General features: G+C 62.9%; 15 protein-coding genes and 3 pseudogenes. 13 read left to right on the top strand and 5 right to left on the bottom strand.

The features are described 5' to 3' along the window. Positions 1–76: 76 nt before the first annotated feature. The 3 genes and pseudogenes from ACOWVD_RS04295 to ACOWVD_RS04305 all read left to right on the top strand — a co-directional run. Positions 77–1,054: pseudogene (locus ACOWVD_RS04295) on the top strand (efflux RND transporter periplasmic adaptor subunit); the annotation flags it as partial. After that, positions 1,045–2,070: pseudogene (locus ACOWVD_RS04300) on the top strand (efflux transporter outer membrane subunit); the annotation flags it as partial. The pseudogenes ACOWVD_RS04295 and ACOWVD_RS04300, both read left to right, overlap by 10 nt. A 155-nt stretch (positions 2,071–2,225) precedes the next feature. Then, positions 2,226–2,579, top strand: a complete 354-nt coding sequence (locus tag ACOWVD_RS04305) for a DUF1493 family protein (protein ID WP_004937980.1) — start codon at positions 2,226–2,228, stop codon at positions 2,577–2,579. 7 nt (positions 2,580–2,586) lie between these two features. On the opposite strand, the gene ACOWVD_RS04310 is transcribed toward ACOWVD_RS04305, so the two are convergent. Continuing rightward, complete coding sequence (locus tag ACOWVD_RS04310) at positions 2,587–3,156, bottom strand: DJ-1/PfpI family protein (RefSeq protein ID WP_004937978.1); 570 nt, start codon at positions 3,154–3,156, stop codon at positions 2,587–2,589. A 135-nt stretch (positions 3,157–3,291) separates the two neighbouring features. Between ACOWVD_RS04310 and ACOWVD_RS04315 the strand changes: the two genes are divergently transcribed. After that, on the top strand, positions 3,292–4,830 hold the full coding sequence (locus ACOWVD_RS04315; protein ID WP_049240972.1) for a long-chain-fatty-acid--CoA ligase: 1,539 nt from the start codon (positions 3,292–3,294) through the stop codon (positions 4,828–4,830). Between the two features lie 39 nt (positions 4,831–4,869). Here the strand turns inward: ACOWVD_RS04315 and ACOWVD_RS04320 are convergent, their stop codons facing one another. Continuing rightward, complete coding sequence (locus ACOWVD_RS04320; RefSeq protein ID WP_164094941.1) at positions 4,870–6,144, bottom strand: Glu/Leu/Phe/Val family dehydrogenase; 1,275 nt, start codon at positions 6,142–6,144, stop codon at positions 4,870–4,872. A gap of 619 nt (positions 6,145–6,763) precedes the next feature. Between ACOWVD_RS04320 and ACOWVD_RS04325 the strand changes: the two genes are divergently transcribed. Both ACOWVD_RS04325 and ACOWVD_RS04330 read left to right on the top strand, forming a co-directional pair. Beyond that, a complete protein-coding gene (locus ACOWVD_RS04325) occupies positions 6,764–8,221 on the top strand; it encodes an amino acid permease (protein WP_049240974.1) in 1,458 nt (485 codons plus the stop codon). 110 nt (positions 8,222–8,331) lie between these two features. Then, complete coding sequence (locus tag ACOWVD_RS04330) at positions 8,332–8,952, top strand: helix-turn-helix transcriptional regulator (RefSeq protein ID WP_015377909.1); 621 nt, start codon at positions 8,332–8,334, stop codon at positions 8,950–8,952. A 50-nt stretch (positions 8,953–9,002) separates the two neighbouring features. Here the strand turns inward: ACOWVD_RS04330 and ACOWVD_RS04335 are convergent, their stop codons facing one another. Beyond that, positions 9,003–11,192 (bottom strand): TonB-dependent siderophore receptor, encoded by a 2,190-nt coding sequence (locus ACOWVD_RS04335; protein ID WP_421105466.1) that lies wholly within the window; start codon positions 11,190–11,192, stop codon positions 9,003–9,005. A 200-nt stretch (positions 11,193–11,392) separates the two neighbouring features. On the opposite strand from ACOWVD_RS04335, the gene fes reads away from it, so the two are divergent. From fes to entS, 4 genes are read left to right on the top strand one after another with little or no spacing between them, the layout of a single operon-like run. Further along, positions 11,393–12,700 carry an enterochelin esterase gene (fes, locus tag ACOWVD_RS04340; RefSeq protein WP_239504271.1) on the top strand — a complete coding sequence of 436 codons (1,308 nt, stop codon included), beginning with the start codon at positions 11,393–11,395 and terminating at the stop codon, positions 12,698–12,700. Between the two features lie 29 nt (positions 12,701–12,729). Further along, on the top strand, positions 12,730–12,954 hold the full coding sequence (locus ACOWVD_RS04345; RefSeq protein ID WP_004937955.1) for an MbtH family protein: 225 nt from the start codon (positions 12,730–12,732) through the stop codon (positions 12,952–12,954). A gap of 48 nt (positions 12,955–13,002) precedes the next feature. Then, positions 13,003–21,513 (top strand): amino acid adenylation domain-containing protein, encoded by an 8,511-nt coding sequence (locus ACOWVD_RS04350; protein ID WP_421105467.1) that lies wholly within the window; start codon positions 13,003–13,005, stop codon positions 21,511–21,513. Between the two features lie 58 nt (positions 21,514–21,571). Beyond that, positions 21,572–22,855, top strand: a complete 1,284-nt coding sequence (gene entS, locus ACOWVD_RS04355) for an enterobactin transporter EntS (RefSeq protein ID WP_197763550.1) — start codon at positions 21,572–21,574, stop codon at positions 22,853–22,855. A gap of 4 nt (positions 22,856–22,859) precedes the next feature. Here entS and ACOWVD_RS04360 read toward each other — a convergent pair whose 3' ends face one another. Further along, positions 22,860–23,219: a winged helix-turn-helix transcriptional regulator gene (locus ACOWVD_RS04360; protein ID WP_004937947.1), complete on the bottom strand. Its 360-nt coding sequence runs from the start codon at positions 23,217–23,219 to the stop codon at positions 22,860–22,862. 101 nt (positions 23,220–23,320) lie between these two features. On the opposite strand from ACOWVD_RS04360, the gene ACOWVD_RS04365 reads away from it, so the two are divergent. The 3 genes and pseudogenes from ACOWVD_RS04365 to ACOWVD_RS04375 form a co-directional block, all read left to right on the top strand. Beyond that, on the top strand, positions 23,321–23,875 hold the full coding sequence (locus tag ACOWVD_RS04365) for an NAD(P)H-dependent oxidoreductase (protein WP_033633026.1): 555 nt from the start codon (positions 23,321–23,323) through the stop codon (positions 23,873–23,875). Positions 23,876–23,966: 91 nt separating this feature from the next. Beyond that, positions 23,967–24,617, top strand: a complete 651-nt coding sequence (locus ACOWVD_RS04370) for a LysE family translocator (RefSeq protein WP_099982074.1) — start codon at positions 23,967–23,969, stop codon at positions 24,615–24,617. A gap of 22 nt (positions 24,618–24,639) precedes the next feature. After that, positions 24,640–25,158, top strand: a pseudogene (locus tag ACOWVD_RS04375) (LysR substrate-binding domain-containing protein); the annotation flags it as partial. Between the two features lie 7 nt (positions 25,159–25,165). Here ACOWVD_RS04375 and ACOWVD_RS04380 read toward each other — a convergent pair. Then, complete coding sequence (locus ACOWVD_RS04380; protein WP_015377897.1) at positions 25,166–25,327, bottom strand: hypothetical protein; 162 nt, start codon at positions 25,325–25,327, stop codon at positions 25,166–25,168. Positions 25,328–25,415 lie beyond the last annotated feature (88 nt).

The raw sequence follows: 25,415 nt of genomic DNA on the forward strand, positions 1-25,415 counted from the left end.
TTACGCAACCCTTTCAGAAGCGCATTGCGGCATTCGATATATTGAGAATAGTCATTCTCAATAGGATCGTATTGCAATGCAGAGGAAAACGCTTTTAGCGCTGGGGCTGTCGCTGTTGCTGGCCGGCTGCGATGGGCAAAACGCCGGTGCGCTGGCGGGCGCAGGCGGTGAGCAGGAGGTCGGCGTGGTCACGCTGCGCGGCCAGTCAGTGACCCTGAGCAGCGAGTTGACCGGCCGGGTCAACGCCACCATGACCTCCGACGTGAGGCCGCAGGTCGACGGTATCATCAAGCAGCGGCTGTTTACCGAAGGGGCCGAGGTGAAAGCCGGGCAGGCATTGTATCAAATTGACCCCGCCAGCTATCAGGCCAGCTACGATCAGGCCGCCGCCCAGTTGAAAAACGCCCAGGCTACGGTGCAATCCACCCGGCTCAAATCGCAGCGCTATGCGGCGCTGGTCAAAGAAAACGGCGTTTCCAAACAGGACGCAGACGACGCCAAAGCCGCGTATCTGCAGGCCGTGGCGTCGGTGGCGCAGTACCAGGCGGCGCTGGAGACGGCGCGCATCAATCTCGGCTATACCCAGGTGCGTGCGCCGATCGCCGGGCGCATCGGTATTTCGTCGGTGACGCCGGGCGCGCTGGTCACCGCCGGCCAGACCGATGCCTTGGCCACCATCCGCGCGCTGGATCCGATCTATGTCGATCTGACCCAGTCCAGCGCCCAACTGCTTAAACTGCGGCGCCAACAGGCGGCGTTACAGCGCGGCGCGGTCACGCCGGTCGCCATTAAGCTGGAGGACGGCACGTCTTATGCCCACCCCGGCAAGCTGGAGCTGACCGAGGTGGCGGTGGATGAGGCCACCGGTTCGGTCACGCTGCGCGCGGTGTTCCCCAACCCCGAACATGAGCTGTTGCCCGGCATGTATATCCACGCCACGGTGGATAACGGCGTCGATCCCAAAGCCATTCTGGCGCCGCAGCAGGGCATCACCCGCAACGCCAAGGGCGAAGCCACCGCGTTGGTGGTGGACGAGCAAAACAGTTCGGCAAAAACGCCAGCTTGTCGCGGGCGGCGTTCGAAACCTATCTGGCGAACTCGGAGGCGGCGAAAAGTACCCGCCTGACGTTGATCGCCGACATCGTCACCGACTGGGTGGCGGTGGCGGCCGAGCGCAGCAATCTGGCGGTGGCGCAGCAGACGATGGAAAGCGCCAAACGGTCGCTGGAGGTGACACGCAAGAACCAGCAGCACGGCATCTCGTCGCTGGTCGACGTGGCGTCGGCGGAGACCGTTTATCAACAGGCGCGATCGGACGCCGCCAGCTATGCGACCAGCGCCGCGCAGGCGAAAAACGCGCTGGATTTAGCGGTGGGACAAAGCGTGCCGGAAAACCTGCTGCCCGGCGGCATCGACACGCTGGGCGGGATCATGCGCGACCTGCCGGCCGGGGTTTCTTCGCAGGTGCTGCTGACGCGGCCGGACGTGCTGCAGGCGGAGCATAACCTGAAATCCGCCAACGCCAATATCGGCTCGGCGCGGGCGGCGTTCTTCCCGTCGATCAGCCTGACCGCCAGCGGCGGGGTGGGCAGCGGTGAACTCTCGTCGCTGTTCAGCCACGGCGCGGGCGTTTGGTCATTCGCCCCGAGCATCAGCCTGCCGATTTTCAGCGGCGGCTATAACACGTCGCAACTGAACTACAGCAAAGCGCAGAGAGATCTGTATGTCGCCACCTATGAGAAAGCGGTGCAGACGGCATTTCAGGAAACCGCCGACGCGCTGGCGCGCAAAGCCACGCTGCGGGAGCAGCTGGCGGCGCAAACCGGCTATGTGGCGGCGGCGCAGCAATATTATCGTCTGGCCGAACTGCGCTACCGCCAGGGCGTGGACAGCTATCTGACCGTGCTGGACGCGCAGCGCACGCTGTATACGGCGCAGCAGTCGCTGATCGCCGCGCAGCAGACGGCGTACGATAATCAGGCGACCCTGTATAAAGTGTTGGGCGGCGGGGTTGCCGCCGAGCGGCAGGGGGATGGCGTCATCGCCGACAAGACGACGCTCAGCCGCTAACCTTCGACCGCGCGCGCCGGGCGTTTGGCTGCGCGCGCTTTTTATGGAAAGTGTAAAGAAACGGAAAACCCGCGCGGCGGCCCGAACTCGCCGCGGCGGGCAGAGTCAGACAGGTAATTGCACTCACTTTTTCTTCATATCGGCTCGAGGTCGTCATGGCAGAAGACATTCAGCAACAGGTCATCGCGCTTATCGCCGCCTTCAACGCATCAGGGCGGCTGCAGAAGGGCGTGGCCATCACCCCGGAAACCGAGATTAACACCGTGCTCAATCTGTCGTTCAGCGACTCCAACACGCTGATGCGCCGCTACTTCGACACCTTCGGCGTCGACAGCGGCAACTATAACCACGAGCTGTATTTCCAGCCGCCGAGCAATACCGGGCGCTGGTTTTCTCCCTCCGCCTGTAAAGAACACACCCGGCCGCTGTGCGTGTCTATGCTGGTGCGCTCCGCGCGCGCCAAACGCTGGCTGTACGACATCCATTTTCTGATCGAGCAGCTCCGTTAGCGCCGCATTACTGCTCCAATACCTCAGCGAACTTCGCCAGCCACTGCGGATGCGCCGGCCAGGCCGGGGCGGTGACCAGATTGCCGTCGACGTGCGCCTGATCGATGCCGATCTCCGCATAATGACCGCCGCCGAGCCGCACCTCCGGTGCGCAGGCCGGGTAGGCGCTGCAGGTGCGGCCTTTCAACACTCCGGCCGCCGCCAGCAGCTGCGGACCGTGGCAAACGGCGGCGATCGGTTTTTTCGCGGCGTCAAACGCCTGTACCAGCGCGATCACGTCGGGGTTCAGACGCAGGTATTCCGGCGCCCGACCGCCGGGGATCAAGAGCGCATCGTAGTGCTCTTCTTTGGCGGCGGCGAAGTCGGCGTTCAGGGTGAAACGGTGGCCGGGTTTCTCGCTGTAGGTCTGCGCGCCGTCAAAATCGTGGATCGCGGTCTGGATATAGTCGCCGACGGCTTTGCCGGGGCACACGGCGTCCACCCAATGGCCGATCATCTGCAATGCCTGGAACGGCACCATGGTTTCGTAATCTTCGGCGTAGTCGCCGACCAGCATCAGGATCTTTTTCTTGCTCATGATCACAACTCCTGCAGGAGGGGGAATGCCTAAGGTATAGCCCAGCCCCCCTTGGAATGCGAACCGCAAAGCGCCTATCTATACTCGTGATACTGCGGCGCTTTTCTCGTCGCTCAACCCCAGGGAGAATCCCCGATGCTGAATCTGGCAACCTTGCTTGAAGAGAGTGCGCGTACCTGGCCGGAGCGGCCGGCGGTGATACAGGACGATATCCCGCTCAGCTATCGGGCGCTGAATGAAATGGCCAACCGGGTGGCGAATTTGCTGGTCGCGCGCGGCGTGCAGCCCGGTGAACGGGTGGCGCTGGCCTGCACAAACCGGCCGGAGTTTCCGGCTATCTACTACGGCATCCTCAAAAGCGGCGCCGTGGTGGTGCCGCTGAATATTTTGCTTAAAAGCGCCGAATTCGACTATTACCTGGCGGATTCGGCGGCGGTGGCGCTGTTCTGTTTCGAAGGCAGCAGCACTCTGCCGTTGGGGGAAGAGGCGCTGCGGGTGGCGGCGAAGGCGGAACAATGCCGCGAGGTGTTTATTATCGGCGATCGGCTGCCGCTCGAGGGGGAGCGTTTCAGCCAGGCGATAGCCGCACAGTCCACTGAGTTCGCGTCTGCCGCGACGCTCGAAAGCGACACGGCGGTGGTGCTCTATACCAGCGGCACCACCGGCCGGGCCAAGGGTGCGGAGTTGACCCACGCCAATCTGGTGCTCAACGCATTGGGATCGGTGCGGCTGTTCGACGGCTCAGAGGCGAATCCCGATCGTCACCTGGTAACCTTGCCGCTGTTCCACACGTTTGGTTCGACGGTGCAGATGAACGCCGGATTTGCCGCCGCCGCCACCCTGGTGCTGGTCGAGCGCTTCGACGCCGCACAGGCCATCGCGCTGATGCAACGGCACGGCATCACCTTTTTCGCCGGGGTGCCGACCATGTATTGGGCGCTGTTGAATGCGCTGGATGAGCACACGGATATCGAACGCTTGCGCAGCACGCTGCGTATGGCGGTGTCCGGCGGCGCCAGCCTGCCGGTGCAGATCCTGGAGGATTTCTCGCGCCGCTTCGGCGTCAACATTCTCGAAGGGTATGGGCTGTCGGAAACCAGTCCGGTCGCCACCTTTAACCATCCGCACCGCGTGACCAAACCCGGCTCCATCGGCCAACCGATCTGGGGCGTGGAGGTTCGCTTGCTCGACGTCACCGGGCAGCCGATCGACGGTGTCGATCAGGTGGGGGAGATCGCGGTGCGCGGTTACAACATCATGAAAGGCTATCTGAATCGCCCCGAAGCGACGGCGGAGGTGCTGGAAAACGGCTGGTTTCGCACCGGCGATCTGGCGCGCCGCGACGCCGACGGCTTCTATTTTATCGTCGATCGTGCCAAGGACATGATCATTCGCGGCGGGTTCAACGTCTATCCGCGCGAGATTGAAGAGGCGCTGATTCGCCATCCGGCGGTGTCGTTGGTGGCGGTGATCGGTGTCGAGCATCCTTCGCTGGGCGAAGAGATCAAAGCGGTGGTGGTATTGAAGGAAACGGAAGAACCGATCGAGGAAGAAGCGCTGATCGCCTGGAGCCGGGAGCGGCTGGCGGCGTTCAAGTATCCGCGTATCGTCGAGTTTGTCGAACGCTTGCCGATGACCAGTACCGGTAAGGTGTTGAAACGCTGTTTGCGCTGAGGAAAATCCGGCCTGCCGGGGCAGGCCGGAATACGGGTATCAACCAGGGTAGATGCCGCGCTCTTTACGTGCGGTCAGGATGCGCTCACAGGCCACGATGTAAGCGGCGGTGCGCAGGCTGCACTCTTTCTCGGAGGCCTTGTTCCAGACGTGGACCATCGCGTCGGTCATGATCTTGTCCATGCGCTCGTTGATCTCGGACTCGCTCCAGAAGTAGCTCGCCATGTCCTGCACCCACTCGAAGTAACTGACCGTTACGCCGCCGGCGTTACAGATAACGTCCGGAACCACGGTGATGTTGCGGGAGCGCAGAATGTCGTCCGCTTCTGGGAAGGTTGGGCCGTTAGCCCCTTCCAGCACCAGTTTGGCGCTGAGGATTTCGGCGCGCTGGCGGGTGATCTGGCCTTCCAGCGCCGCAGGGATCAGGATGTCCATGTCGACCGACCAGAACGCTTCGCTTTCGATCTCGCTGGCGCCAGGGAAGCCGGCGATCTGCTTGTGCTTGGCCTGGTATTCGGTCAGCGCGGCCAGGTCGATGCCGTCGGCGTTGAACAGGGTAGCGGAGTGGTCCTGGATGGTGACGACGCGCGCGCCGACGCCGACGAACAGACGGGCCGCTTCGCTGCCCACGTTACCGAAGCCTTGTACCGCCACTTTGGCGCCTTCGATCTGCACGCCCAGACGCTTGGCCACTTCGCTGCCGGTGACGAACACGCCGCGGCCGGTCGCTTTCTCACGGCCCAGGGAGCCGCCGAGGTGGATGGGTTTGCCGGTGACCACGCCGGTGATGGTGGTGCCGTGGTTCATGGAGTAGGTGTCCATCATCCAGGCCATCACTTTGGCGTTGGTGCCGACGTCCGGCGCAGGAATGTCTTTCTGTGGCCCGATGATGAAGCCGATTTCACTGGTGTAGCGGCGGGTCAGTCGCTCCAGTTCACCTTCAGACAGTTTGAACGGGTCGACGCGGATACCGCCCTTGGCGCCGCCGTACGGCAGGTTGACCGCGGCACACTTGATGGTCATCCAGGCGGACAGGGCCATCACTTCGTTCAGATCGACGTCAGGGTGGAAGCGGATGCCGCCTTTGCCCGGCCCGCGCGACAGGTTGTGCTGTACGCGGAAGCCTTCGAAGTGACGGATGGTGCCATCGTCCATCTGCAGCGGGATATCGACAATCAAAGCGCGCTTAGGGTGACGCAGCGTATCAACCCAGCGTGACAGGTCACCGAGGTAAGGGGCGACGCGATCGATTTGTTGCAGATATGTAGCCCAAGCGGTGGTGCTGCTGTCTGAAGCGTAGGATAGCTTTTCCATAACCAACCTTTATATATTAGAGGTATTTATTTCGTTTAACCGTGGATTAGCAAGCGCATAACACTTTGCGACGCTAAATTTACCACTAATTATGCCGGTTGTTAGCCCCCCTCTCATCGGGCCAGCGGACGGTTTTTCGCCGCCTGCAGAGCGGTAAATGAATAGTTAATTACTTTTTGTCGGCGGTGAGCGATCACATGCATAATTTATGCATATAAAGCGCATAAAAACCCTTTCTATCTATTTTTCAGAAGCTTGAATGTGATCAAAAAGTTTCATTTTATTTAACTGCCATGTTGACAATGGCATTTCCCCTCGCCAGAGTTAAATTAATGTTAAAACGGCTCCGGCGTCGTTTTTTTGTTGCACAAGGGAAAGTATAACCATTTGATATTGTAGTGTTTACCCACCACGCTCAGGCTTTGTACGCCAAACGTGGGCGATACGACGGCTCACGAGAGCATTTTCTTGGTACCCATTATTATTACCTCCCTGTCACAACGGGGCGGGCAGCGTTTGGTCTCAATTTTTTTGCCGGTTAGAGCGCCCGCGGGCGTTTCATTCCTGCTGCAACCGCGCATCGGTTGCTTAATCGCCTTAACGACGGACAGGTAACACCATGACAAAAAACCACTGCGATCGGCTGAGCCCAGGTTCAGCCGAGGGGCCTCACTGTGCCCAAACCCTGCAGCGCGGGCTGAGTGCGCGCCACATTCAACTGATTTCGATCGGCGGCGCCATCGGCACCGGGCTATTTATGGGCTCCGGTAAGACCATCGCGCTGTCGGGCACCTCCATCGTGCTGACTTACGCCATCGTCGGCTTTTTCATGTTCATGGTGATGAGAGCGATGGGGGAGCTGCTGCTCACCCGGCTCGATTACCGCTCGTTCGCCGATTTTGTCTCCGAATACCTGGGGCCGCGCGCCAGCTTTTTTCTCGGCTGGTCCTACTGGCTGAGCTGGGTCGTAACCTGCATTGCCGACGTGGTGGTGTGCGGCGGCTACGTGCAATATTGGCTGCCGAACGTTTCGCCCTGGCTGCCGGCGCTGCTGACGCTGGGGTTTCTGTGTCTGTTCAACATGCTGTCGGTCAAGATGTTCGGCGAGGCCGAATTCTGGTTCGCGATGATCAAGGTGGTGGCGATCGTCGCGTTGATCGCTACCGGCGCCTGGATGGTGTTCAGCGGCTGGACTTCGCCGGACGGCGTGACCGCTTCGCTGCATAACGTCACCGATCCCGCCATTTTCATGCCGCACGGCATCTTCGGCTTTTTCGCCGGTTTCCAGATCGCCATTTTCTCCTGCACCGGCATCGAGCTGCTGGGCACGATGTCGGCGGAGACCAAAAACCCCGAGAAGGTGCTGCCGAAGGCGATCAACGCGATCCCGGCCCGCATCATCGTCTTCTACGTGTGCTCGATGCTGACCATTATCGCCGTCACCTCATGGAGCCACATCTCGCCGGACAGCAGCCCGTTCGTGATGCTGTTCGATCGGGCGGGGCTGCCGGCCGCCGCCGCGGTGATCAACTTCGTGGTGCTGACTTCGGCGATGTCCTCGGCCAACAGCGGGGTGTATTCCAGCACCCGCATGCTGTACAGCCTGTCGATGGAAAAGCACGCCCACGGTCAGTTCCGCATTCTGTCGCGCACCACGGCCATTCCGATCCGCAGCCTGCTGTTTTCCTGCTTCTGCATGGTGGCCGGCACCTTGCTGCTGGTACTGGTGCCGAACGTCATGACGCTGTTCACCATCGTCTCTACCGTGGCGGCGATCCTGGTGGTTTACAGCTGGGGCATGATTTTGGTCGCCTACCTGGTGTATCGCCAGAAGCGGCCGGATCTGAACGCCGCTTCCCACTTCAAAATGCCGGGCGGGGTAGCGATGGCCTGGCTGACGCTGGCATTTTTCGCCTTTACGCTGGTGCTGATGGTGTTCGATCGCGATACGCTGATCGCGTTGTGCAGCATGCCGCTGTGGTTTACCACGCTCGGCCTGATCTGGCGCTATCGGGTCCGCGACAGCGTGGCGCGCGAGAGCTACGTGTTTTATCGGCGCGGCGCCGAGGCGGAATAACCGGCGAAGGATACGCCGCTTGCCGCCGCTCCGCTCGGCAAGCGGCGGCAACTGCGGTATGCTAAGCGGCTGAACCGCAAACCAAACCGGGCTATACGGAGACCCCCAGCGTGCCGAACTCTTCTTCTCAACTCGACCTTTTGCGATCGGTCGCCGACGGCATCGCCGCGCTGTTTTTCCCGAATGCGGAAGTGGTGATCCACGATCTGGCCACCAACAAGATTGCCTATCTGGCGAACAACCTGTCGAAGCGCAAACCGGGCGATGACGCCGGGCTGGAAGACTTCGAGCTCGATGGCGGCGCCGGCGTGACCGGCCCCTATGAAAAGCTGAACTGGGACGGCAAAAAAATGCGTTCGGTGAGCATCGCCGCGCGCGACGAGCAGGGCAAGCCCAGCTATCTGCTGTGCATCAACCTGAGCACCGCGATGTTCGAGGACGCCCGCAATGCGCTGGACATGTTTTTATCGGTCACGCGATTGCAGCCGCAGCCGCAACAGCTGTTCAAAGACGACTGGCAGGAGAAGATCAACACCTTCCTGCATGACTGGCTGCGGCGCGAGAACGCTGCGCTCGGCGCGCTGAGCCGCGAGCAGAAACGGCGGCTGGTCAGCGATCTCTATCATCAGGGGGCGTTCAAGGCCAAAAGCGCGGCGGATTACATCGCCAACGTGCTGTCGATGGGGCGCGCCACGGTGTACAAACACTTGCGGGAATTGAAGCAGGAGTAAAGGCGGCGAGAAAGGCGGAAGAAAGGGGCGGCGATGGCCGCCCCTTGTCGTTACCAGCGGTAGTTGACCGAAGCGATAATGCTGCGGCCGCTGCCGTAGAAGCAGGCGTACTCACCGCTGCACGACGAAACGTATTTCTTGTCCGTCAGGTTCTGCACGTTGAGCTGCAGCGCAGCGCCGCGCAGCGCCGACGAAGCCTGACCGAGGTCATACTTCACCATGGCGTCGTACAGCGTGTAGTGCGGCACGTCGTACTGGCCGGTGGCGTCGGCCGGCGCATCGCCGATGTAACGCACGCCGCTGCCGACGGTCAGGCCGTTGAGCGCGCCGCTCAGGAAGCTGTAGCTGCCCCAGGCGGACGCCGCGTGGCGCGGGATGCCCGCCGGGCTGTGGCCGATTTCGTCCGCCGAGTTGGAGTCTTTGGTCACTACGTCGGTGTAGGTATAGGCGGCGGTCAGCTTGATCGCCGGCGTCGGCTGAGCGTGCACTTCCGCCTCAATCCCCTTGGATTTCACCTCGCCAATCTGCTCATAGGCGGAGGTGAGACGGTTATAGGACGCCACATTGCGCTGGGTAATGTCGAACCAGGAGAGGGTCAGCAGGGTATTGCCGCCCGGGATCTGGTACTTCACGCCCACCTCGGTCTGTTTGCCGGTGGTCGGCTTGAGCGGATCGGCGCCCGGCGCGCTCGGATACAGGTTAGGATCGAACGAGGTGCTGTAGCTGACATACGGCGAAATGCCGTTGTCGAAGGCGTAGAGCAGGCCCGCGCGGCCGGTGAACTGGGCATCGTTGTAGGTCTGCTCTTTGCCGCCGGCGGTGCGATCGCGGGTGTTGACCTGCGACCAGTCCTGGCGGCCGGACAGCAGCAGGTTCCAGTTATTCCACTCCAGCTGGTCCTGCAGATACACCCCGACCTGATTCAGCGTTTTCAAGTCGCTGGAAGCCAGCGTCAGCGCGCTGCCGTCAATGCTGCTATGCGTCGGGTTAGCCCAGTCGATCGGGTAGTCGTTGCCGCGATCGCGATACATCTTCGAATCGATATGGCTGTAACGATAATCCAGCCCGCCCAGCACGGTGTGTTTCACCTCGCCGGTATCGAACAGGCCCTTCAGCTGGTTATCCACGCCAAACTCGTTGGTCATCTGCGTTTCATGCTGCGCCATGCGGGTGACGGTGTGGTCGTTAACGTCAGAATTTACGTTATAGACCAGATATTTATAGTCTTCATCGCGGTGGGTGAAGCGCAGGTTCTGGGTAAACGACAGCGCATCGTTGAAGTTATGTTCGAGGCTGTAACCGATCGACGCCTGCTCGCGCCGCGATTTGTTGAAGCTGGGCTCGCTGACGTTGAAGTCATAGGGCACATAGCCCGCGCTGGTCGGGAACAGCGTGCCGGCACGCGGCAGGAAGTTGCGCGACCCGGCTTTCGGGTCGTTCTGGTAGCTGGTCAGCAGCGTAAAGCTGGTGTCTTCGTTCGGCAGCCAGGTGAAGGCCGGGGCGATGGCCACCCGTTGCTGCTTGCTGTCTTTGACGAACTCATGTTCGGTTCTGGCGATGCCGTTCAGGCGATAGAACAGGGTGTTGTCGTCGTTGAGCTTGCCGCCGAAATCGAACGCCGTTTCCGCCAGATGGCGGTTGCCGGTGCTGAATTTAACTTCGTGAATGCTCTGGGCGGTAGGGCGCTTGCTGGTCATCACTACCACGCCGCCGGGGCTGACCTGACCGTACAGCACGCCGGCCGGGCCGTGCACCATCTCCACGCGCTCCAGCAGCCAGGGATCGATCTGCCCGGCGCCGCCGTTTTGGCTCGAGAGGCCAAAGTGCAGGCCGTCGAGCAGCTTGGGCGCATAGCGGAAGCCACGGCTGATCACTTCGTCATTGCGGTTGGAGTTGCCGCGGTAGGTGGTGATTACCCCGCTGGTGTAGTTCAGCGCGTCGGCGACCGATGCCGGCTCCTGGTCGTTCATTTGCTCACGCGTGACCACCGAGATGGACTGCGGCGTCTTGCGCAGCGGGACAGCGGTTTTAGTGCCGGCGGCGCTCTCTTTGGCGACGATCCCTTTGACCGGAGCGGTCAGGCTGTTTTGCGCGTCGGCGGTCACCAAAATCGTCTCGTCCGCAGCGGCCGACGCGCTTTGCGCCAAGGGCAGTAAAGCCAGCGCCGATCCCAGCAACAGACGCCTGGCGGACATCGCCTCCGCATTCCCGTTAGCTATCCCTTTGTTTTTAATCTTCATTATCTCTCCTGCATACCTGCGTTGTGTGTTATGCCACCCTGATAAACCCCGAAATATCGGCGAGCGGTATTCACCCGTCGACGCGGAGACGCCGTATGTGCACGACGGTAAAAATCCGACAAATAGTATTGAAAATGATAATGAGTATCAATACGATTGTCAGGTTTTGTAAAAATCACTCATGTTATGTAAGGGGCGCTATGGAGTTTTTGCCGGAAAAGAGGCCAGGAAACGACCTTGAGGGATTGGCGGCGCAATGGCTGCGTGAAGAGGCGGTAGGGCAATCCGCGTGGTGGCAGAAGGTTGCCGCGCAGGGCACGCCCATCGTCGACGCGCTCGACGAACGCCACGTCAAAATGACCTGGCTATGGCGCGACCCCGCCGGCGATCAACGGCACTCGCCGATATGCCGCGTTTACGCCGATATCAACGGCATTACCGATCACCACAGCACGTCCCCCAGCAGCCTGACTCGGCTCCCCGGCACCGACGTTTGGTACGGCTCGGCCGTTATCGATCGCCGCTGGCGCGGCAGCTACAGCCTGATCCCCATTACCGAGCGAGATCTCCCCCCCGTCTTCAGCGACGACGAAACGTTACGCGACCGCCAGCAGCGTGCCTGGTGGGTATCGCTGTTCCCGTTGGCGATCGCCGATCCGCTGAATCGGCTCTCGCTGGGGCCGTCTCATCGCCCGCGGCCCGTATCCCTGGCGCAAGGACCGGATGCCGACGATCAAAGCGCCTGGCAGGCCGCCGATCGGCCGCTGGATGAGGCGCGGCTACAGCGATTTCAGTGGCTCAGCGAACGGCTGGGTAACCAGCGGCGCGTTTGGCTGTATGCCAGCGGCGACGCGGCGGTGAAAGCGAACCGCCCGCTGGTGCTGCTGCTCGACGGCCAAAACTGGATCGAAAGGCATGCGCTGCTGCCGGTGATCGAGAACGAAACCGCAAAAGGGCAGTTGCCGCCCGCGTGCTGGTTGCTGATCGATGCTATCGATGGTGAATACCGGGAAAACGAGCTGCCCTGCAACGCCGTCTTCTGGCAGGCGGTGATCGACGAACTGCTGCCGCAGGCGCAGCGCCGCGAAGCGTTCAGCGAGACTGGGGCGCGCACCGTGGTCGCCGGCCAGAGCTACGGCGGGCTGGCGGCGTTATACGCCGGTTTGCACTGGCCAGAGCGCTTCGGCCACGTGCTGAGCCAGTCCGGCTCTTTCTGGTGGCCTACGGTGCAATTTGTGACCCAGTTTGAAAAACGCCACGAACTGGAGGAAGGCTGGCTGATACGCCAGGTTCGGCAGCGCAACGCGGCGGCACCCAAGCTCACCGTGATCCAACAGGCCGGCGATCGGGAGGCGGACATCGAATTCGTCAATCGCCAGATGCACCAGGCGCTGACGGCGGCCGGGCACCGCGCCGACTACCGCGTGTATTCCGGCGGACATGACGCGCTCTGCTGGCGCGGCGGCCTGGTGGACGGCGTGCGCCGGCTGCTTTCCGCAATGAAGTAATCCCACATTTTGACAGACAGGTAATGCAAATGACTCAGGAACAACAAAACCCGTTCGATGACGAAAGCCTCCGTTTCTCCGTGCTGGTCAACGCGCAGCAGCAGTATTCGCTGTGGCCGCAGTTTGCCGATACGCCGCAGGGGTGGCGCGTGCTGATGGGGCCGGCGTCGCGCGGCGAGTGCATCGACTACATCGAAACGCACTGGCAGGACATGCGGCCGGCGGCGCTGAAAGCGGCGGATGCGGCGCGTTAAGCGCCAGGCACAATCGATATATTCCGTTTGAGGGAAAGGACAGACACCATGTCAGAAACGCTTTCTTTACCGGATACTCAGGTCGAGTATCGGGATTATCCGCTGGTTGCTGCGCAACCGGGGATCTGGATCGCCGACCAAATCGCTCTGCGCCGCAACAGCTTCGCCGTGGCGCACTACACCGAACTGCACGGCGCTATCGATCGTTCGGCGCTGGAGCGCGCGATCCGTCAGGGGCTGGCCGAAGCGGATACGGTTCAGGCGCGATTCTTTGAGGCGCAGGACGGCCAGCCGGTGCAGCGTTTACCGCTGATAGCCGATCCCGCACGCGTGCAGGCGCCGGAGTGGTTCGATTTCAGCGCGCGGCCGGACGCCGAGCAGGCGGCGCTGGCGCTGATGAACGACGATCTGGCGCAGGAGCTGCCGGCGGACGGCGAACGGCCGCTCTATCGCCATGCGGTGATCCGCGTCAGCGCCGATCGCTGGTTCTGGTACCAGCGCTTTCATCATCTGACCCTGGACGGCTTCAGCTTCGAGGCCATCACCCGTCGGATCGCCGATATCTATCGCGCGCTGCGTCACGGGCTGTCGCCGGCGGCATCGCCGTTTACCCCGTTCGGCAAGGTGGTGGAAGAGTTTCAGCAATGGCAAACGTCGCCGGCGCGCCGGCGGGCGGCCGAATTCTGGCAACAGCATCTGCGCGATTTGCCGTCGCCGCTGTCGTTATCGACGGAGAGTCGGGAGGTTGAACCGGGCGCCCGGCCGCTCAAACAGGCGCTGGTGCTGCCGGAATCGCTGTTTGACGAAGCGCTGCGCGATGGCGCGCTGCAGTCGCTGCAACCGGCCGATATCGTCACGGCGGCGCTGGCGATGTATCTGGCGCGCATGAGCGGCGAAACCCGTTTTTCACTCGGTTTTCCTTTCATGCGCCGTATGGGCTCCCAGGCGCTGGCGGCGGTCGGCCCGGTGGTTAACGTGCTGCCGCTGCTGCTGAATGTGACGCCGGAGATGTCGCTGGCGGACGTCTGCCAGGCGACCGTGGCGCAAATCAAACAGGCGCGCCGCCATCAACGCTATGAAGCGGAGCAGATCAAACGCGATCTCGGTCTGGTCGGCGGCCATCAGGAACTGTACGGCCCGGTGATCAACGTCAAGGTTTACCACAGCGCCTTGTCCTTCGACGGGCAGGCGGCCGTTACCCATACGCTGGCGATGGGGCCGGTCGACGATCTCGAGTTTGAGATCGGCTTTCGCAACGGCGTGCTGACGCTGTCGTTGGTGGCCAACCCGGCCAAATACTCGCCGCGCACCTTGCATCACCACGCGGAGCGCATCGGCCATTGGCTGCAGCAACTGGCGCGACAGCCGCACCAGCCGAACGGTCAACTGGCGTTGATCGGCGAAGGGGAGTTAAAACAGCTCGCGGCCTGGGGGCGCGGCGCGCATCTGACGCCGCCGACGGGCATGGTGTCGATCATGGATGCGTTTCAGCGCCAGGTTGAGCGGCAGCCCGAGGCGCTGGCGGTGGCCTGCGGCGATGTGCGCCTCAGCTACCGTCAGCTCTCCGAACGGGTGATGCAGCTGGGGCGAGTGCTGATCGAAAGCGGCATCGGCGCGGAAGACGTGGTCGCCATCGGCATTCCGCGCTCGGTGGACACGCTGGTCGCGCTGTTCGGCGTGTTGGCCAGCGGTGCGGCCTATATGCCGCTCGATCTGGATTACCCGCGTGAACGCCTGGCGCTGATGTGCGACGACGCGCGGCCGGCGATGTTGCTGACCCACCGCGCTACGCAGGCCAATATGCCGGATCTGCCACAGGTATTGTGCCTGGACGACGCAGCGTGCCTGGCGCGCTGCGCGGCCGCCGAAGCTGCGCCGATAACGGATGCCGAACGGCGTGCGCCGCTGAACGAGGCGCATCTGGCCTATATGATTTACACCTCCGGTTCGACCGGCAAGCCCAAGGGCGTGATGTCCACGCACCGCGGGCTGCTGAACCTGTTCCTGTCGCATCAGGCCTCGCTGTTTGGCCCGGCGATCGAAAAATTCCAGGCTCGCCATGCGCGCCGCCTGCGCGCCGGCCATACCGCTTCGTTCTCTTTCGACTCCTCCTGGGAACCGCTGTTCTGCATGATGATGGGCAGCGAACTGGTCATCTTCGATGAGGAGCTGCGCCGCGATCCCTGGGCGCTGCTCGAACAAACCCAAAAGACGCCGATCGATCTGCTGGACATCACGCCGTCATTCTTCTCGCAACTGGTGGACTGCGGCCTGCTGAAGGGGCAGTTCCCGCTGCCGGCGTTCGTGATGATCGGCGGCGAGGCGGCAACGCCGACGCTGTGGAACCTGATGCAGCAGCATCCGGAGGTGGAAATCCACAACTATTACGGCCCGTCCGAATACACCGTCGATACCCTCGGCGCGCCGGTCACGGCCGCCGAACAGCCGGTGATTGGCCGTCCCCTCGCCAATACCGAAGTCTGGCTGCTCGACGGCCGCCTGCAGCCGGTGCCGATCGGCGCGGCGGGCGAGCTGTACATTTCCGGCAAAGGCATCGCGCGCGGGTACCTGCGGCGCCCGGATCTGACGGCGGCGCGCTTTGTCGCCAATCCGTTCGCCGAAGGCGAGGTGATGTACCGCAGCGGCGATCTGATGCGCTGGAGCGCGGAGGGCCAGCTGGTGTTCATTGGCCGGACCGATCACCAAATCAAGGTGCGCGGCTTCCGCGTCGAGCTGGGTGAGGTGGAAAGCGCCTTGGCCGCCTTGCCGGACGTGGGGCGGGCGGTAGCGATCGCCGAGCCGATCGGCGCCACCTATCGCCTGATCGGTTACTGCTCGGTGCAGGATGACGCGCGCCGTGCCTCACCCTCGCTGCAAAGCGAGCTGCTGGGGCAGCTGACGCAGCGTCTGCCGGATTATATGGTGCCGGCGATCCTGGTGGTGATGCCGGAGCTGCCGCTTAACGTGAATGGCAAGATTGACCGCCAGGCGCTGCCCAAACCGCAGGAGACGCTGGCGCAAAGCATTCGCGAGCCGGCCACCGAGCAGGAAAGGCTGATTTGCGGCGCCATGGCGCAGCTGCTGGGGATGGATCGCATCGGCGCCGACGACGATTTCTTCGCGCTCGGCGGCGACAGCATCTCGGCGATGGGGCTGGGCACCGCCCTGCGGCGCAAAGGGTATCTGCTGCGGCCGCGCGAGATCTTCGCGCTGCACACCCCCGCGCGCATGGCGCAGGCGATGCAGCCGCTGGCCGTAGACTCTCAGGCTGCGCGCAGCGTGCAACAAGGCCCGATCGACGGGCTGCCGATCCTGCATTGGTTTGCCGAGACGGGCGATATGCATCGTCGCTTCGCGCACGGCGTTTTTCTGCGCGTGCCTGCCGAGCTGCAACCGGAACAGCTGCGTTATGCATTGGAGCAGTTGCGTGCGGCGCACCCGGCGCTGGGCGCGCGGATCCGCGACGGTCAGTTGGTGGTTGAAACCGCCGCCGCCGGTGAGCTGATGCAGGTTGATACCGTGTCCGGTGAGCTAGAGTTAGCGGCGGAACAGGCGTTTGATGCCGCACTTGACCATCTCGAACCGGCTGCCGGCACCATGATGCAAGGCATCCTGTTGCAGCGCGACGGGCAGAGCCTGGGGCTGGTGCTGGCGATCCATCACCTGGTAGTCGACGGCGTTTCCTGGCGCATCCTGCTCGACGAGCTGCGGCAGGTGGCCGACAGCGCCATGCAGGGGCAGCCGATCACCTTGCCGCCGGAAGAAACCTCGCTCTATGAGTGGTCTGCACGCCTACGAGCCGACGCTGAACGCCGGGAAACCGAGCTGCCGTTCTGGCGGCGGATGCTGGCGGACGGCGCACCGCGTTTGGGGCGACGCGCGCTGGATCCGCTTAGCGATCGCACTGGCGACGTATCGGAAAAACGCACGCTGCTCGACAGCCGGCTGACCGCCGCGCTGCTCGGCACATTGCCGCAGGGATACCGCGCGCAGGTTGAAGAGATCATGCTGTGCGCGCTGGCTCAGGCCTGCCGCCGCCGTTTCCAGGCTGCTTCGCTGCGTTTCTCTCTGGAGTCGCACGGCCGCGCCGAACTGGACGACGGACTCGATCTGGCCCGCACTGTCGGCTGGCTGACGGCGGAGTATCCGCTGCACATTGAACTGCATGACGCTGAGCACAATGAGGCCGTGCGTGCGGTGAAACGGGCGACGCGAGCGGTGGCCGATCGCGGCGTCGGTTATGGCCAGCTGCGTTATTTGCATCCGCAGCGTGACGAACTGGCGGCGCTGGCGCAGCGCAATGCGCCGGAGATCTTGTTCAACTACCTCGGGCGTTTCAGCCAGGATGAGGGACACTGGACGCCGCAACGCAGCCAAACCCGCTTCCGCGACGCCTTCGCCGTGGCGCAGGATGCGCAGCAGGCGCTGTCGTATGGCCTGGAGGTGAATATCTTTGTCGAAGAGCGGCGCGACGGCGCCTGCCTGGCGATCAACTGGAGCTGGCTGGAGGCGATTTTCAGCGAGAGCGACATTGCGCAGCTGCACAGCGGCATCGAGCAAGCGGTGCGTTCACTGTGCGAGTTTGCCGAGCGTCATCCCGAACGCGCGGCGGCAACGTTGGTGGCGGCCGAGATCGCCCAGCCGAACGTTGCCGATGAGACGGTGCGCGCCTGGGAGCAAGAGTGCGGGCCGTTGGCCGCGGCGTTGCCGCTGTTGCCGTTGCAACATGGCCTGCTGTTCCATGCGCAGACGGCGCAGCAGGGCGGCAGCTATAACTCGCTGACGCGCCTGAGCCTCTGCGGCGAGCTGGACGAACATCAACTCCAGCAAGCGCTGAATGCGGTGATCCGCCGCCATCCGCAGCTGGCCGCCCGGTTCAACCGCGAGGGGGAACCGCTGCAGCTGATACCGCAGGAAAGCCATTGGCCGCTGGACAGCCGTAAGCTGCCGCCGCTGTCCGAAGAGCAAGAAGCGCAGGCGCTGCATGAACTGGAACAGGAAGAGTTGCGGCGCGATCTGTTTAATCAGCCGGGTGCGATGCTGCATGCGCGGCGGATCAAACACGGCGATAGCGAACGCTACACGCTGTTCCTTAACGCACACCATCTGATTGTCGACGGCTGGTCGACGCCGGTGGTGCTCAACGATCTGATGCTGGCCCTGCGTGAAGGCGAGCAGGCGTTGCCGCCGCTGCGCTCGAACTACGCCGATATCGTGCGCCGCCTGACCGCGCGGGATGCCGACGCCTCGCGCCGCCTCTGGCGCGAGACGCTGCAGGATGTGCGCCCGACGTTGTTGTTCGGTGAATCGCATAACGATCGCGTGCATGAGTTGGAAATGACGCTGCCGCCGGCCGAGGAAAGGCGCTTGCTGACCCTGTGTCGCGAACGCGGGCTGACGCTCAATACCCTGATGCAGGGCATCTGGGCGCAGCAGCTGGCCAGCTGCTGCGGCCATCAGGACGTGGTGTTCGGCTCGCCGGTTTCCGGCCGCTTTGGCCAGATAGAAGGGATTGAGGAACACGTTGGCCTGTTCAGCAACACGCTGCCGGTGCGGGTTCGTCTGCAGCATGACCGTTCGTTGACGGATCAACTGACCGAACTGCAGCATCGGCAGATTGAACTGCTGGAGCACGACGATTTGGGCTTGGGGGAGATTCAGCATCTGGCCGGGGCGGGCACGCTGTTCGATACGCTGTTGGTGGTGGAAAACTACCCGGACAACGACGCCTTGCTTGGCGGCGCAGGTTCCTTGCGCTGCGATGCCATCCGTAACAAAGGCTATACCCACTATCCGCTGACGCTGCTGGTGCTGCCGGGCGAGCGCCTGCGTCTGCTGATGGAATACCGCGATTCGGTGCCGCAGCCTGAACGCTTCGCCGCACGGCTGATGGCGCTGCTGCAACAGTGGATAGCGCAGCCGGATCTGCCGCTGCCGCGCTGGCAATTGCAAACGCCGCAGGAGCAGGCGCTGGTCGCGGCAGTCAACCGCACCGGGCAGGCGGTGGCGGACACCACCTTGCATCAGGCGATCGCCGAGCAAGCGCGGCGCACGCCGGAACGCATCGCGCTGCAGGACGCCGGGCACAGTCTCAGCTACCGTGACATGCAGCGCCAGGCCGCGCTGTTGGCCGAACGGCTGACGGCGGCTGGCATTCAGCCGGGGGACATCGTCGCGGTGGCGTTGCCGCGTTCCGTGCGCCTCAGCCTGGCGCTGACGGCGATTGTGCAGACCGGCGCCGCCTGGCTGCCGCTGGATACCGGCTATCCGGACGAGCGGCTGGCCTACATGGTGGAGGACGCCAAACCACGGCTGATTATCACCGAGAGCGCGTTGGATGCCCGCTTCGCCGCGCTGGCGCCGACGCTGCGGTTCGATGCGCTGGATGACAGCGGGCGTGTGCCTGCGCCGCGCCCACCGGCGGGGAACGGCGATTATCCCGCCTACGTGCTGTATACCTCCGGCTCGACCGGGCGGCCGAAAGGGGTGGTGGTGAACCACCGGGCGATCGTCAACCGTCTGTTCTGGATGCAGCATGAGTATGCGCTTGATGCGCAGGACGTGGTCCTGCAGAAAACGCCGTGCAGCTTCGACGTTTCCGTCTGGGAGTTCTTCTGGCCGCTGATGGTCGGCGCGCGTCTGGTGATGGCGCCGCCGGAGGCGCACCGCGATCCGCAGGCGCTGACGACCTTGATCGACGACTATGGCGTAACCACGCTGCATTTCGTTCCGTCGATGTTGGCTATCTGGGTTGAGGCGTTGAACGAACGGGCGCCGCAGCGCGCCGCCGCCAGCCTGAAACGCGTGTTCTGCAGCGGTGAGGCGTTGTCGTGTGAACTGGCATCCCGCTACCAGGCGTTGGTCGCCGCGCCGCTGCATAACCTGTATGGTCCGACGGAGGCGGCGGTCGATGTTACCTATCAACCGGCGTCCGGCGAAGCATTGGCGGCGGTGAGCGGCGCCGGCGTGCCGATCGGCAAACCGGTCTGGAACACCCAACTGAGCATTCTCGACGCCATGCTGCGGCCGGTGCCCGTCGGCTGCGCCGGCGATCTCTACCTGCGCGGCATTCAGCTGGCCGACGGCTATCTGCATCGGCCGGGATTAACGGCGCAGCGGTTTGTCGCCGATCCCGCCGGCAACGGCGCTCGCATGTATCGCACCGGCGATATCGCCCGCTGGCTGGAGGACGGCAGCGTCGAGTATTTGGGCCGCAGCGACGATCAGCTGAAGATCCGCGGCCAGCGCATCGAGCTGGGTGAAATCGAGCAGGCGCTGCTGGCGCAGCCGGGGGTAGCGCAAGCGGCGGTGCACGCCATCGAACTGGGCGAGGGCGCGACGGGACTGGGCGGCGCCGATATGCGGCAGTTGGTCGCCTGGCTGATCGCCCAACCGGGGGTGACGCTGGATACCGCCGTACTGCATCAGGCGCTGGAGGCGCGTTTGCCGGCGCATATGATGCCGGTCAGCTATGTCATGACCGACAGCTTCCCGCTCAGCGCCAGCGGCAAGCTGGATCGCAAGGCGTTGCCACGGCCGCAGCTGAACCCGCAGAGCGGCCGCGCGCCGCACAGCGACAGCGAGCGCCTGCTGGCGGCGCTGTTCGGGGAACTGCTGGGCCGTGAAAACGTGTACGCCGACGACGACTTCTTCGCACTGGGCGGCCACTCGCTGCTGGCGATGCGTTTGGCGGCGGAATTGCGGCGGCGCGTCCCTCGGCCATTGACCGTCGGGCAAATCATGTTCGCCCGTAGCCTGGAGAAGATGGCGCATCTGCTTGATGACGTGCAGGCCGCCAACTCGGCCGAAAGCCGCGGCGTCGGCGAATGCCTGCAGCTGCGGGCCGGCCAAGGCCCGGCGCTATTCTGTCTGCACCCGGCTTCCGGTTTCGCCTGGCAGTACTCGGGGCTGAGCCGTTATCTGCCGGGGAGCTACCCCATCATCGGGCTGCAGTCGCCAAGGCCGGATGGCGCCATCGCCACCTGCGAAGACATTGAGCAGATGGTCGATCGTCATCTCGCCACTCTGCGCCGCCTGCAGCCGCAGGGGCCTTACTACCTGCTGGGCTATTCGCTCGGCGGCACGCTGGCGCATTCGATGGCCGCGCGTCTGCAGCAGCAGGGGGAGGAGGTGGCGTTCCTCGGCATGCTGGATACCTATCCGCCGGAAGGCCAGGACTGGACCGGCCCCACCGAGGAGGAGGCGCAGAAGGAGGTGGCGCAGGAGCAGGCCGAGTTTATGGCGGAAGATCATGGCGATCCGGCGCTGATGGCGGAGAAGGCGGCGATGTTTGACAGCATTGTCGCCAACTACCGCGACGCGGTGCGCCTTCTTTCTCAGGCGCGCAGTCAGCGTTTCCACGGCACGGCGACGCTGTTCGTCGCCGACCGGACGCTGCCGCCAGAGATGGATATCAACGCCGTGTGGGCGCCGTATCTGGATGGGCTGATCTGCCATCACCAAGGCTGCGAGCACGCAGACATCCTGTCGCCGGCCTCGCTGGAGACGCTTGGGCCGCTATTGCATTCGCTGCTGACGCGGCAATACGGGTTGATATAACGCAACCGGGCCGGGGCGTGCGCCACGGCCCGTACTAAAACATGATATGCAGGACACTATGGCCAGACCTTCTTTTTTTCTTGATTTCAGTTTGCTGAGAAGCAATGCGCATTTTCGTGCGATTTTCTGCGCCCGCATGCTGTCGGTGTTTTCCCTCGGCATGCTGGCGGTGGGGGTGCCGATTCAGATCCAGGCGATGACCGGCTCCACGTTGCAGGTGGGCGTGGCGGTGGCGCTGGACGGGGTGGGCATGTTTATCGGCCTGATGCTGGGCGGGGTACTCGCCGATCGCTACGATCGCCGCAAGCTGATCCTGTTCGCGCGCGGCACCTGCGGGCTGGGCTTTGTCGCCCTGAGTCTGAACGCCTTCGCCCCGGCGCCGTCGCTGTGGGCGCTCTACCTGCTGGCAGCCTGGGACGGATTCTTTGGCGCGCTGGGCATGACGGCGCTGATGGCGGTGATCCCGCTGCTGGTGGGGCGTGAAAACCTGGCGGCGGCGGGGGCCTTGAGCATGGTGACGGTGCGCATCGGCGCGATCCTGGCGCCGGCGCTGGGCGGGATTATCATCGTGTTCGGCGGCGTCGGTCTCGCTTTCGCCGTCGCGGCGGCCGGGACGCTGGGCACCCTTGTGCCGCTGGTGCGCTTGCCGACGCTGCTGCCGCAGCAGCAGGAGCCGGAACATCCGCTGCGCGCGCTCGCCAGCGGCTTCCAGTTTGTCTGGCGCAATAAGGTGGTCGGCTCGGTGGTGTTGCTGGGGATGTTGATGAGCATCGTCGGCGCCGTCAGGGTGCTGTTCCCGGCGCTGGCGCAGGACGCTTACCACGTCGGGGCCTCCTCTATTGGCCTGATGTACTCCGCAGTGCCGCTCGGTGCGATGTTGGGCGCGCTGACCAGCGGCTGGGTGGGGCGTTTCTCTCGCCCTGGCGTGCTGATTCTGGCCGCCGCGATCGTCGCGTTCACCGCCATCGCATCGCTGGGGCTGTTCAGCCATCTGGCGCCGGCGCTGCTGGCGCTGGTGTGCTACGGCTATGCCAATGCCATCGCCTCACTTCTGCAGTTCATGCTGATCCAGAGCAACACGCCGGACCATCTGCTGGGGCGGGTGAACAGCCTCGGCACCGCACAGGACGTGACCGGCGATTCGATCGGCGCGCTGGGGCTCGGCGTTCTGGGCAAGATGTTTACCCCGTTGATGAGCGTGCTGTCGTTCGGTGCGTTCGCCGCCTTGTTGGGCGTGCTGGTGGCCTGCAGCGTGCGCACGCTGCGCCAGTGCCGGCCGGCAGACGCGTTGGTCGAGCACGATGAACCCGCGCCGGCAACCTCAGCGGCGGCGGACAATTAACCCCTTATGGCACCGGCGGTTCCGGCCGGTGCTGTTCCCCCCAGTGGCACATCATGTCGATCACCGGGATCAGCGAACGCCCGCGCTCGGACAGGCTGTACTCCACCTTGGGCGGGATCTGCGGATACTCCTTTCTCACCACTAGCCGATCTTTTTCCAGCTCTTTAAGCGTCGAACTGAGCGTCTTGTACGAAATGGTGCCGATACAGCGCTGCAGTTCGTTGAACCGCAATACCGGCTTATACAGCGCCAGCCAGTAGAGAATAATCATTTTGTATTTGCCGTTGATCACCGACAGCGTATAGCCATAGCCGGTGTCTTCGAGGCTGATGCCCGTTGGGCTGCAGCGGGATTCGGCGGTCATTTACACTTTCTCCAGGGTAAGTATGTGTCGTGAGTGTGCGTATTTTACATTCTGTCAGCATACCCTAAGATGCGTCGAAACACCTGACTGGAGAACTCAGTATGAAAACCTTGGTGGTCGTGACCCATCCCGATATGGCGAACTCGGTGGTCAACAAACGCTGGCTGGAGGAACTGCGCCGCTATCCGGCGCTGTATACCGTGCACGAACTGCATCAGGCCTATCCGGACTGGCAGATCGACGTCGCCAAAGAACAGCAGTTGATTGAAGCGCATGACAACATCGTGCTGCAGTTCCCGATTTACTGGTTCAGCAGCCCGCCGCTGCTGAAAAAATGGCTGGACGACGTGCTCACCTACGGCTGGGCCTACGGTTCCCGCAGCGGCTATAAGATGCAGAACAAGAAACTGGCGCTGGCGGTCACGGCGGGCGTGCGCGCAGAAGATTACGCGCGTGAAGGGCGTTATCGCTACTCGCTGGAGGAAATCTTCCGGCCGTTTGAAGTCACCGCCGGTTACGTGCGGGCCGACTATGCTTCGTTCTTTGCCTTTTACGGCAAGGAAGCCGCTTCGGACGGGGCGGCAGAGCAGGTTCAGCAGCACGAGCTGGACAGCAGCGCGCAGGGCTATCGGGCATTTCTCGCCGCCCTGAATTAACGATACGCCCCGGATGCGCCTGATAGTGCTGTTGCGAATGTCCGGGGAGGAATATGATTACCGTCTCCTATGATTAGCCGGTGATAACCCCATGCCTTCGGCCGAAACGTTTATTGCTTTTCTTGTTGCACTCACCCTCCTGGAACTGTCTCCCGGACCGGACATGATGCTCACGCTGGCCCGGGGTATCGGCCAAGGCCGCCGTATCGCGCTGCTCAATGTTTTCGGCATGGTTTTTGTCGCCGGCATGGTGCAGGTTTCCATGCTGGTGCTCGGTCTCGCCACCTTGCTGCATACTTATCCGCTGGCGTTGGACGTATTGCGTTGGGTTGGAGCCGCCTATCTGGTCTGGCTGGGGATAAAAATGCTGAAGGTAAGCCGGCAGCGTTCCGATGCCGCACTGAAACCCCGGATGATGACCGGGTGGCAGGCGGTGAAAGAAGGGGCGATTAACAGCCTGACCAACCCTAAGTCGCTGCTGTTCATGTTTGCTTTTCTGCCGCAGTTTGTTAACCCAGAAAACGGGCCGGTTTGGTTGCAATTGCTCGTTTTAGGTTCCATTCAGAAGCTGGCCGGGATCCTTTCACTGGGCTCTGTCGCGATGGCCTCCGGCACCGTGGGGCAATGGCTCGCCCGCAATCCCCGTTTGTTGGTCTGGCAGCAAAGATTTACGGGCGTGGTCATGATGGGATTGGGCGCCAAACTCCTCCTTGGGGGCGGCGCTGTGTCAGCGCCGCGATAAGGGGAGCGGCTCGCGCTAAGCGGCGGTCAGCGTGCATCTCGCCAAACTGCGAGCGATATTTGACGATCCGCTGCTGCTGCCCGGCCCGCGCGGCATGCGTCCGACCGTCAGAGCGGAACAGCTGCGGGAACCGCTGAGTCAGGCGCTGGCGGCGCTGAACGGTTTGCGCTCGGCGGCGCCCGGCACCCGGCTGGCGGTGCTGGAAACCACGCCGTCACGCATCGCCAAACTGGCGGAACAGGGAGAGATCGATCTGGCGTTTCACACCCGCGAAGGGGCGCCGACCGGTCTGCGTCAGCGTACGCTGTTCAGTGAACGCTATGTGCTGGCGGGCAGAGTCGGTCACCCTAAGCTGCATGAAAACCTGACGCTGGCGCAATTTTGCGAATTGGAGCAGGTGGTGGTCTCGCCGGACGGCGCCGGTTTCTGCGGCATCACCGGCCAGGCGCTGGCGGACGTGGGGCTGACGCGGCGCGTGGTGCTTTCCGTGCCGCATTTTCTCTTTGTGATCTCGGTACTGACGCAGTCCGATTTAACAGCGCGGGAAATTACATGAACAGGAAGCGGTCGGCCAGCGGAACGCCACGCTCAAGGCGCGGTGGCAACGCGTCGTCACGATCGTCAGGCTGGGCAGCCTGTGGTGCGGTGTCTTCGGCTTTTTCGATCATCAGCTCGCCGAGCAGGGCCAGAAAACGAGTGATCTTTTGCATATTCCCTCCGGGGCAATGATTAACCTGAGGATGATAGTAATCGCCGCCTAACCGAATGGGAAAAACTTAAAACTCATATCCTAAGAAC

Source organism: Serratia sp. SA088, assembly GCF_049065515.1.
In the GTDB taxonomy this organism is placed as follows: Bacteria; Pseudomonadota; Gammaproteobacteria; order Enterobacterales; family Enterobacteriaceae; genus Serratia; species Serratia nematodiphila.